The sequence below is a fragment of the Bradyrhizobium sp. CCBAU 11430 genome, assembly GCF_028128855.1.
Taxonomy (GTDB): domain Bacteria; phylum Pseudomonadota; class Alphaproteobacteria; order Rhizobiales; family Xanthobacteraceae; genus Bradyrhizobium; species Bradyrhizobium ottawaense.
This window is the reverse complement of record NZ_LBJV01000029.1, coordinates 18,799-28,885: the sequence shown is the minus strand read 5'-3', so window position 1 is coordinate 28,885 and position 10,087 is coordinate 18,799. Positions and strand designations below refer to the sequence as shown.

General features: G+C 64.1%; 9 protein-coding genes. 2 read left to right on the top strand and 7 right to left on the bottom strand.

Going from position 1 to position 10,087, the window contains the following annotated elements; genetic code table 11:
• The 7 genes from XI04_RS08670 to zapE all read right to left on the bottom strand — a co-directional run.
• On the bottom strand, positions 1–251 hold a 251-nt coding region (locus XI04_RS08670; RefSeq protein WP_333915095.1), incomplete at its 3' end, for a biotin/lipoyl-containing protein.
• A gap of 150 nt (positions 252–401) precedes the next feature.
• Positions 402–3,371, bottom strand: a complete 2,970-nt coding sequence (locus tag XI04_RS08665) for a 2-oxoglutarate dehydrogenase E1 component (RefSeq protein ID WP_038949872.1) — start codon at positions 3,369–3,371, stop codon at positions 402–404.
• 137 nt (positions 3,372–3,508) lie between these two features.
• The gene (gene sucD / locus XI04_RS08660; protein WP_028139218.1) at positions 3,509–4,393 is read right to left on the bottom strand and encodes a succinate--CoA ligase subunit alpha; all 885 of its coding nucleotides are present in this window, start codon (positions 4,391–4,393) and stop codon (positions 3,509–3,511) included.
• 36 nt (positions 4,394–4,429) lie between these two features.
• Positions 4,430–4,909 carry a DUF1579 family protein gene (locus tag XI04_RS08655; RefSeq protein WP_038949871.1) on the bottom strand — a complete coding sequence of 160 codons (480 nt, stop codon included), beginning with the start codon at positions 4,907–4,909 and terminating at the stop codon, positions 4,430–4,432.
• 4 nt (positions 4,910–4,913) lie between these two features.
• Positions 4,914–6,110: an ADP-forming succinate--CoA ligase subunit beta gene (gene sucC / locus XI04_RS08650; RefSeq protein WP_038949870.1), complete on the bottom strand. Its 1,197-nt coding sequence runs from the start codon at positions 6,108–6,110 to the stop codon at positions 4,914–4,916.
• Positions 6,111–6,316: 206 nt separating this feature from the next.
• Positions 6,317–7,285 carry a malate dehydrogenase gene (gene mdh / locus XI04_RS08645; RefSeq protein WP_008145224.1) on the bottom strand — a complete coding sequence of 323 codons (969 nt, stop codon included), beginning with the start codon at positions 7,283–7,285 and terminating at the stop codon, positions 6,317–6,319.
• 260 nt (positions 7,286–7,545) lie between these two features.
• Positions 7,546–8,730 (bottom strand): cell division protein ZapE, encoded by a 1,185-nt coding sequence (zapE, locus tag XI04_RS08640; protein WP_271623579.1) that lies wholly within the window; start codon positions 8,728–8,730, stop codon positions 7,546–7,548.
• Positions 8,731–8,913: 183 nt separating this feature from the next.
• Here zapE and XI04_RS08635 point away from each other — a divergent pair, with 183 nt between their 5' ends.
• Positions 8,914–9,168 carry a type II toxin-antitoxin system VapB family antitoxin gene (locus tag XI04_RS08635; protein WP_028139222.1) on the top strand — a complete coding sequence of 85 codons (255 nt, stop codon included), beginning with the start codon at positions 8,914–8,916 and terminating at the stop codon, positions 9,166–9,168.
• Positions 9,168–9,572, top strand: a complete 405-nt coding sequence (locus XI04_RS08630; protein ID WP_271610678.1) for a type II toxin-antitoxin system VapC family toxin — start codon at positions 9,168–9,170, stop codon at positions 9,570–9,572. Before XI04_RS08635 ends, XI04_RS08630 begins: the two co-directional genes overlap by 1 nt.
• Positions 9,573–10,087: the final 515 nt, after the last annotated feature.

The window sequence follows — 10,087 nt, the reverse complement described above, 5'->3', positions numbered from 1 at the left end:
TTGGCAGCGCCTGCGGCGCCTTCCGTGATCTGGCCGAGCAGCGCGCCGACCGCGACGGTGGCGCCATCGGCGGCGATGATCTCGCTCAGCGTGCCGGCGGAGGGCGCCGGGACCTCGATGGTGACCTTGTCGGTCTCGAGCTCCACCAAGGGCTCGTCGACGGCGACGGGGTCGCCGGCCTTCTTGAACCAGCGGCCGATGGTGGCCTCGGTGACGGATTCGCCGAGCGTCGGCACACGAATTTCAGTCATGGTCTTTTCCTTAAGGGATCGCCGGTGCGGTCATAAGTCGGTCGTCAATGGCCCGCGAAAAGCAAGCCATCCAGCGAGCCGGGACGTTCGCAGTCGCGACCTACTGGATGCCCCGCTCTTCCGAGCGGGGCATGACGCAGTTAAGAAAGTTCAGCTCAGTGCTTCGTCCAGGAACGCCTTCAACTGCGCCTGATGCTTGGACATCAGACCAGTGGCGGTCGCGGCGGAAGCGGCGCGGCCGACATAACGCGGACGCCGGCTCACGCCGTTCACCTGGTTCAGCACCCATTCCAGATAGGGCTCGATGAAGTGCCAGGCACCCATGTTGCGGGGCTCTTCCTGGCACCACACCACTTCGGCCTTCTTGAAGCGCGACAGCTCGGCCACCAGCGCCTTCAGCGGCACCGGATAGAGCTGCTCGACGCGCATCAGATAGATGTCATCGATGCCGCGCTTCTCGCGCTCCTCGTAGAGGTCGTAATAGACCTTGCCGGAGCACAGAACGATGCGGCGGACCTTCTCGTCCGGAACGAGCTTGACGGCTTCGTTCGGCAGCATCTGGGCGTCATCATAGAGGATGCGGTGGAAGGTCGTGTCCTTCGCAAGTTCCTCGATGCGCGACACTGCCCGCTTGTGACGCAGCAGCGACTTGGGTGTCATCACGATCAGCGGCTTGCGGATTTCGCGATGAAGCTGGCGCCGCAGCACGTGGAAGTAGTTCGCCGGCGTGGTCGGGTAGACCACCTGCATGTTGTCTTCGGCGCACATCTGCAGGTAACGCTCGAGTCGCGCCGAGGAGTGCTCCGGTCCCTGCCCCTCATAGCCGTGCGGCAGGAGGCAGACGAGGCCGGACATGCGCAGCCATTTGCGCTCGCCCGAGGAGATGAACTGGTCGAACACGACCTGCGCGCCGTTGGCGAAGTCGCCGAACTGGGCTTCCCAGAGCGTCAGCGTGTTCGGCTCGGCGAGCGAGTAGCCGTATTCGAAGCCGAGCACGGCTTCTTCCGACAGCAGCGAGTTGATGACCTCGTAATGGCCCTGCTCGTTGCCGAGATGGTTGAACGGCGTGTAGCGGCTCTCGTCCTCCTGGTCGATCAGGACCGAGTGGCGCTGCGAGAAGGTGCCGCGCTCCGAATCCTGTCCGGACAGGCGGACGTGGTGGTTTTCCTGCAGCAGCGTGCAGAACGCCAGCGCCTCGCCGGTCGCCCAGTCGATGCCCGCGTTGCCGTCGATCGCCTTGGCGCGGTTTTCCAGGAAGCGCTGGATGGTGCGGTGGACGCGGAAACCATCCGGCACCTTGGTGATCTTGCGGCCGATGTCCTTCAGAACAGGCAAATCGACGCCGGTGACGCCGCGGCGGGCGTCCTCTTCCTGGTCGGCGATCTTGAAGCCCGCCCACTTGCCGTCGAGCCAGTCGGCCTTGTTCGGCTTGTAGGAGGTGCCGGCCTCGAACTCGGCATCAAGCCGGGCGCGCCAGTCGGCCTTGGCCTTGTCGACCTCGCCCTGGGTCATCACGCCTTCGCCGATCAGGCGGCGAGCGTAGAGCTCGAGCGTCGAGGGATGCGCGGCGATGCGCTTGTACATCACCGGCTGGGTGAAGGCCGGCTCGTCGCCCTCGTTGTGGCCATGCCTGCGGTAGCAGAACATGTCGATGACGACGGGCTTGTGGAATTTCTGCCGGAACTCGGTCGCGACCTTGGCCGCGAACACGACGGCTTCCGGATCGTCGCCGTTCACGTGGAAGATCGGCGCGTCGATCATCTTCGCCACATCCGACGGATAGGGCGAGGAGCGCGAGTAACGCGGATAGGTGGTGAAGCCGATCTGGTTGTTGACGATGAAGTGCACGGAGCCGCCGGTGCGGTAGCCCTTCAGGTCGGACAGACCGAAGCACTCGGCGACCACGCCCTGGCCGGCGAACGCGGCGTCGCCGTGCATCAGCAGCGGCATGACGGAGATGCGCATGTCCGGCGGATCGCCGTGCTGGTCCTGCTTCGCACGCACCTTGCCGAGCACGACGGGATCGACGATCTCGAGATGCGAGGGATTGGCGGTCAGCGACAGATGGATGCGGTTGCCGTCGAACTCGCGGTCCGAGGATGCGCCGAGGTGATATTTGACGTCGCCCGAGCCTTCGACCGCGTCGGGGTTGGCCGAGCCGCCCTTGAACTCGTGGAACAGGGCGCGGTGCGCCTTGCCCATCACCTGCGTCAGCACGTTGAGGCGGCCGCGATGCGGCATGCCCAGCACGATCTCCTTCACGCCGAGATTGCCACCGCGCTTGATGATCTGCTCGAGCGCCGGGATCAGTGATTCAGCGCCGTCGAGACCGAAGCGCTTGGTGCCGGTGAACTTGGTGTCGCAGAACTTTTCAAAACCTTCGGCTTCGACCAGCTTGGTCAGGATGGCTCTGCGGCCTTCGCGGGTGAACGAGATCTCCTTGTCCGGACCCTCGATGCGCTCCTGGATCCAGGCCTTCTGCGCGGCGTTGCTGATGTGCATGAATTCGACGCCGAGCGTCTGGCAATAGGTGCGCTCGCAGATCGCGGTGATCTCGCGCAAGCTGCCGTATTCGAGACCGAGCACGTGATCGAGGAAGATCTTGCGGTCGAAATCGGCTTCGCTGAAGCCGTAGGTGCGCGGATCGAGCTCTTCGCGGTTGCGCGGGGCTTCGATGCCGAGCGGATCGAGCTTGGCGTGGAAGTGACCGCGCATGCGGTAGGAGCGGATCAGCATCAGGGCGCGGACGGAATCGCGCGTCGCCTGGAGCAGGTCGGCGGAGGAGAGGCCGGCGCCCTTGTCGCCTCCCTTCGCCTGCGCCTTGGCGGCGATCTTGGCACCGACCGCCTTCTCGACTTCGGCCCAGTTGCCGTCGAGGGCGGAGGTGAGATCGTCCTGCGGGGTCAGCGGCCAGTTGGCGCGCTCCCAGGACGGGCCAGCGGCGTTCTTCCGGACGTCGGCGGGCTGGTCGTTCAGGCTCTTGAAGAACTCCTGCCACTCGGCGTCGACCGAGGACGGGTCCTTCTCGTAGCGGGCGTAGATTTCGTCGATGTAGGTGGCGTTGGTGCCCTGCAAAAAGGAGGACAAGGCAAAGGCTGCGTTCGCGTCCTGGCGAGACATACTTGAGTTCCTGGCGATTTCGGTTCGCGCATAACAAACGGCGCTGGCACCGAGCTCCCCGGCAGAGGCTCGGCGCGACAGGCACCCTTTACCCTATTTGCTGCGAAACTTCGCCCGGAAAAGTACGAAGAAGTGAATTAGCCTTTCAACTTTTCGGCAAGCGTATGGCCGAGGCGGGCGGGCGACGGAGACACTGTAATCCCAGCCGATTTCATCGCTTCGGTCTTGGAACCGGCGTCGCCCTTGCCGCCCGAGATGATCGCACCGGCATGGCCCATGCGGCGGCCGGGAGGGGCGGTGACACCGGCGATGAAGCCGACCATCGGCTTCTTGCGGCCGCGCTTGGCCTCGTCCTTGAGGAACTGGGCGGCGTCCTCCTCGGCGGAACCGCCGATCTCGCCGATCATGATGATCGACTCGGTCTTGGGGTCGGCGAGCAGCATTTCCAGGACGTCGATGAACTCGGTTCCCTTGACCGGGTCGCCGCCGATGCCGACCGCAGTGGTCTGGCCGAGACCCTCCTGGGAGGTCTGGAACACGGCTTCATAGGTCAGCGTGCCCGAGCGGGAGACGATGCCGACCGAGCCGGTCTTGAAGATGTTGGCGGGCATGATGCCGATCTTGCACTCGCCGGCGGTCATGACGCCCGGGCAGTTCGGCCCGATCAGGCGCGACTTGGAAGCCGCGAGCGAGCGCTTCACGCGCACCATGTCGATGACAGGAATGCCCTCGGTGATGCAGACGATCAGCGGGATCTCGGCGTCGATGGCTTCGCAGATCGCGTCGGCCGCACCCGGCGGCGGCACGTAGATCACCGATGCATCGGCGCCGGTCTTCTCACGCGCATCGCGCACGGTGTCGAACACCGGCAGGCCCAGATGCGTCGCGCCGCCTTTGCCCGGCGAGGTGCCGCCGACCATCTTGGTGCCATAGGCAATCGCGGCTTCCGAGTGGAAGGTGCCGTTCTTGCCGGTGAAGCCCTGGCAGATGACCTTGGTGTTCTTGTCGATCAGGATGGACATGAGGTCTGCTTTCGCGAAACTAACAGAGTGAGAGGGTCAGTGGATGCGGCGGTAGACGCCGGTGAGCACGTCGGCCCAGCCTTCCGCGTCCGGCGAGAACTGGATCTTCAACGAGTAGGAATCCTCATTGATGATTTCGTAGACGTGGCGCGCATTGCCGCGGAGCGAGCCGCGCACCAGCGTCAGGGTCTTGCCGACCCACCCGCCGGAAGCGGGCGAAGGCGGCGTATAGCCGAGCGAGTCGTACCAGAACAATTTGTAGGTCCGGTCGTCGCGGTCATAGGTGAAAATGCCGTGGGTGGCGAAGATCTGCTGGCCGTCGCGCTTCTGGACACTGTCCTGGATCAGATAAAATCCATTCAGGTCCATGCGCGCGACGACGTGCGAAGTTGCCGGCCCGCCCGCCGTCCAGCGCGACGGGAAGACCACCTCTTCGCCATCCCATTCGCCGGCGAACGCGGCGAGGCGCGCGTGCTCGGGAAGCGGAGATGATGCGGCGAGATGGTCCTGAGCCATGGCCTTAGCCTCCCTTGACGGCCTTCACGATCTTCTGCGCGGCGTCGTCGAGATTGTCGGCCGGCACCACGTTCAGGCCGGATTCCCGGATGATCTTCTTGCCGAGCTCGACATTGGTGCCTTCGAGGCGGACCACCAGCGGCACGCTGAGGCCGACTTCACGAACCGCAGCCGTAACGCCCTCGGCGATCACGTCGCACTTCATGATGCCGCCGAAGATGTTGACCAGGATGCCCTTCACGTTGGGATCGGCGGTGATGATCTTGAACGCGGCCGCGACCTTCTCCTTGCTGGCGCTGCCGCCGACGTCGAGGAAGTTGGCGGGCGCCATGCCGTAGAGCTTGATGATGTCCATCGTCGCCATGGCGAGACCGGCGCCGTTCACCATGCAGCCGATGTTGCCGTCGAGGGTGACGTAGTTGAGGTCGTACTTGGACGCCTCGATTTCCTTGGCGTCTTCCTCGGTCTCGTCGCGCAGCGCGAGCACTTCGGGGTGACGGAACAGCGCGTTGTCGTCGAACGACACCTTGGCGTCGAGCACGCGGAGCTGGCCCTGCTTGGTCACCACCAGCGGGTTGATCTCCAGCATCGACATGTCCTTGGCGACGAAGGCCGCGTAGAGTTGCGCGGTGAGCTTCTCGGCCTGCTTGGCGAGATCACCGGAGAGCTTCAGCGCGTTCGCAACCGTGCGGCCGTGATGGCCCATGATGCCGGTGGCGGGATCGACCGAGAAGGTCACGATCTTCTCGGGGCTGTTGTGCGCGACGTCCTCGATGTTGACGCCGCCTTCGGTCGAGACGACGAAGGAGACGCGCGAGGTCTCGCGGTCGACCAGGATCGAGAGGTAGAATTCCTTGTCGATGTCGGAGCCGTCCTCGATGTAGAGGCGGTTGACCTGCTTGCCGGCGGGGCCGGTCTGGATCGTCACCAGCGTGGCGCCGAGCATCTGCTTGGCGAACTCGGTGACCTCTGCGGCCGACTTGGCGATGCGGACGCCGCCCTTGTCGCCGGCGGAGGCTTCCTTGAACTTGCCCTTGCCGCGGCCGCCGGCGTGGATCTGGCTCTTCACCACATAGACCGGACCCGGCAGCGCCTTCGCGGCAGCTTCGGCGTCGGCGGCTTTAAGGACCGGCACGCCCTTGGAGATCGGCACGCCGAACTCACCCAGCAGCGCTTTGGCCTGATATTCATGGATATTCATATGGTCGCTCCCTGAACCCGCGGGCGGTGACCTCTAGGGCCCACCTCAGTCTTGTGGCTGGCATACCATATACCACAGGAACTGCAACCGGGATTCTTTGACATCGATCTTTGGACTGCCGACCCGGGGCCTGTCCCGACAACCGGGCCCCGGAAATGAAACCGCCGAAGACCGGTTTTCGGGCTTCGGCGGGAAGTGCTTGACCCTTAGCGGCCGAGAAGATCGGGGGCGATCTTCTTGCAGGCGTCGACCAGACCTTGCACCGCGCCGACCGACTTGTCGAAGGCCTCGCGGTCCTTGCCGGCGAGTTCGATCTCGACGACGCGCTCGACGCCCTTGGAGCCGATCACGACGGGCACGCCGACATACATGTCCTTCACGCCGTATTCGCCGTTCAGGTACGCGGCCGAGGGCAGCACGCGCTTCTTGTCCCGCAGATAGCTCTCGGCCATCGCGATCGCCGAGGCGGCCGGCGCATAGAAGGCCGAGCCGGTCTTGAGCAGATTGACGATCTCGGCGCCGCCGTTGCGGGTGCGGTCGACGATCTCGTCGAGGCGCGCCTGCGAGGTCCAGCCCATCTTGACGAGGTCGGGCAGCGGAATCCCTGCGACGGTGGAATACTTCACCAGCGGCACCATGGTGTCGCCATGGCCGCCGAGCACGAACGCGGTGACGTCCTCGACCGAGACGTTGAACTCGTCGGCCAGGAAGTAGCGGAAGCGCGCCGAATCCAGCACGCCGGCCATGCCGACGACCTTCTTGTGCGGCAGGCCGCTAGCCTTCTGCAGCGCCCAGACCATCGCGTCGAGCGGATTGGTGATGCAGATGACGAAGGCGTCGGGGGCGTACTTCTTGATGCCGGCGCCGACCTGCTCCATGACCTTGAGGTTGATGGAGAGAAGATCGTCGCGGCTCATGCCGGGCTTGCGCGGCACGCCGGCGGTGACGATGCAGACCTTGGCGTTGTCGAGCGCTTCATAGGAGTTCGCGCCGGTGTAGTGGGCATCGAAGCCGTCGACGGGCGAGGACTGCGCGATGTCGAGCGCCTTGCCTTGCGGCACGCCTTCGGCGATGTCGAACATCACCACGTCGCCCAGCTCTTTCAGGCCGATGAGATGAGCCAGCGTTCCGCCGATCTGACCGGAGCCAATCAAAGCAATCTTGTCGCGCGCCATGTGAGCCTGTCCTTTAGACACGTAAGGTGGGGAAAACTGAGAGGGTGGTTATCCCTTTCGCCTCCCCCGTTCAAGTCGCCGGATGCCCAATTGTCGGGCTTGGCGCGATAGCAGCCATAACGGTCCGTCATTCCGGGATGCGCCGACAGGCGCAGGCCCGGAATCCATCGGGCAGCAGAGCTTTGTGGCGCGATGGATTCCGGGCTCGCGACCTTCGTCGCGCCCCGGAATGACAGCGGTACCTTCGACAGGAATAGGACTTAAGTCTCCACCAGCCCCTTGGTGGAGCCGCTTGCGGTGGAATCCTTTCGGCCGTGAGCCAGCGCCAGATAGGATTCCGAGCTCATCTCGATCAGGCGCGACGCCGTCCGCTTGAACTCCATGGCCTCAACGCCCTCGTGGGCCAGGTAGAGCGAGATCGGGTTGGCGTCGGCCGAGGCCATCAGCTTCACGGCATTGTCATAGAGCGCGTCGATCAGCGTGATGAAGCGCTTGGCGGCGTTGCGCTGGGACTGGTCCATCACTGGAATATGGTCGACCAGGATGGTGTGATAGTCGTGCGCCAGCCTGAGGTAGTCGGATGCCCCCAGCGGCTTCTCGCAGAGATCGGTGAACGAGAACCGCGCCACGCCATGGGCCGAGCACGGCACGTGCAGGATGCGGCCCTTGATCGAAATGTCGCGCGAGCGGCATTTGGCGCCGCCCGACATCCGCGACCAGGCGCGGTCGAGCGCCGCGTCCGCATCAGCGTCCGCCGGCGTCAGCCACATCGGCACGCCCTGAAGTTTTTCCAACCGGAAATCGGTGCGCGCATCGAGCCGCGCGACGTCCATGTGGTCGGTGATCTGCTTGATGAAGGGCAGGAACAGCGAGCGGTTCAGACCGCCCTTGTAGAGATCGTCAGGTGCGACGTTGGAGGTCGCGACCACGACGGTGCCGAGCTCGAACAACTTCGCGAACAGGCGTCCGAGGATCATCGCATCCGCGATGTCGGTGACGTGGAATTCGTCGAAGCAGAGCAGCCAGCTCTCCTCGAAGATCGCGTTCGCGGTCAGCGCGATGACGTCGCCGTCGGCGATCTCGCCGCGCGCGATGCTCTGGCGATAGTCGTAGATGCGCTCATGCACGTCCGCCATGAATTCGTAGAAATGCGCGCGACGCTTGTGCTCGACCGAGGCGTGCTGGAAGAACAGATCCATCAGCATGGTCTTGCCGCGGCCGACCTCGCCATGGATGTAGAGCCCGCGCGGCGCCTCATCCTTGTCACTGCTGAACAGGCGGGCAAGCAGGCCCTGCTTGCGCTGCGGTTTGTAGTCCGCGAGCCGCTGGTCCAGTGCAGCATAGGCTTCGGCGACCTCGGCCTGCGCGGCGTCCGGCTCGATCGCACCGGAGGCGATCTGGGCCTGATACGCGTCGCTGAAGGGGGAACTGGGGGGCGAGAGCATGGCCCTTTACCGCCAGAGACCGACGGAAATTGCAACCGCGTATTGGCGCAACGGCTTATGCGCGACCTCTTTCGCGGAAACCGGCCGGATGCCCCGGTGGGACGACAGCCGAGCGGGCCGTCAGAATCCAGCTTGCGGCGCCTTGAGGTAGAATATACCTATCTAGGAACCAAGGAGCCGAGCATGGCGCTGAGCATCAAGGACCCCGAAACCGAGCAATTGGCCCGGAGTCTGGCACAATTGACGGGGGAGAACATCACGACTGCGACCAAGCGCGCGATCGAGGAGCGATTGCGCCGGCTCAACGCTCAAACACACAAGGACGCGCTGCTTGAAGACCTTGCCGAGATCAGACGGCGCTGGAGCGAGATGCGCGTCCTGGACGACCGCAAGCCTGAAGAAATCCTCGGATACGACGATCATGGATTGCCCCGCTGATGGTGATCGACACATCCGCGATCGTGGCAATCGCGCTCGACGAAGACGATGCCGCGGATATGGAGCGACTGATCGTGGACGATCCGATCCGCCTGATTTCCGCGGCGACGGTGCTTGAAGCGACGATGGTGATCGAGACGCGGCTGGGCGATGCGGGCGGGCGCGAGTTCGATCTCTGGCTCGTCAAGATCGGCGCTGAGGTCGTCGCGGTCGATGCCGTGCAAGCCGACGCGGCCCGGCGCGCCTGGCGGCGTTTCGGAAAAGGGCGTCACGCCGCGTCGCTCAATTACGGTGACTGCTTTTCTTATGCGCTGGCCATGACCCGTGGCGAACCACTGCTGTTCAAAGGCGAGGACTTTGCGAAGACCGACATCAACCGGTCGAGCGTGACGCCGCTGCGATAACGCGCCGAGGTGCGGGCCCCACTCACACAGTTCGTAGACGTCCTCGGCAAGAGCGGCCGGAAGAGACCCGCAGGGGCTTCATCCCGTATTTTTGTTGCGCGCCGAAAGCTCGGCCGTCGCCAGCCTCCGACGCAGCAGACGGCCATGCTCGACAACCAAACCCAATACCCGGCCCCATAGGCCCGGATGGGATTGAGGTTGCCAGCTTCGTTCATCATGACTTCCCGTTGAAGCAGGAACGATGCCGCGATGACGAGTGCAGCCAGGCCGGCACCGAATGCCAAGAATCTCGCGTCAGAAATCCTGTCCGCGACTGCGAGACCAAACCATGCCGAAAAAAGGACGGGGTTGGCTAGCCAGGTCCAATTCGTGACGGACGCTAACAGGCCGAACGGCCCAGCGATCAAGATGTCGTATCCGCGCTGGCATGCAGGCGCGCAAAAAGCATCGAGGGAAAGGCACCAGAGGTACAGAGCAATACTGAGGCCCAGCGAGCCGTATCGCCAAAATTGATC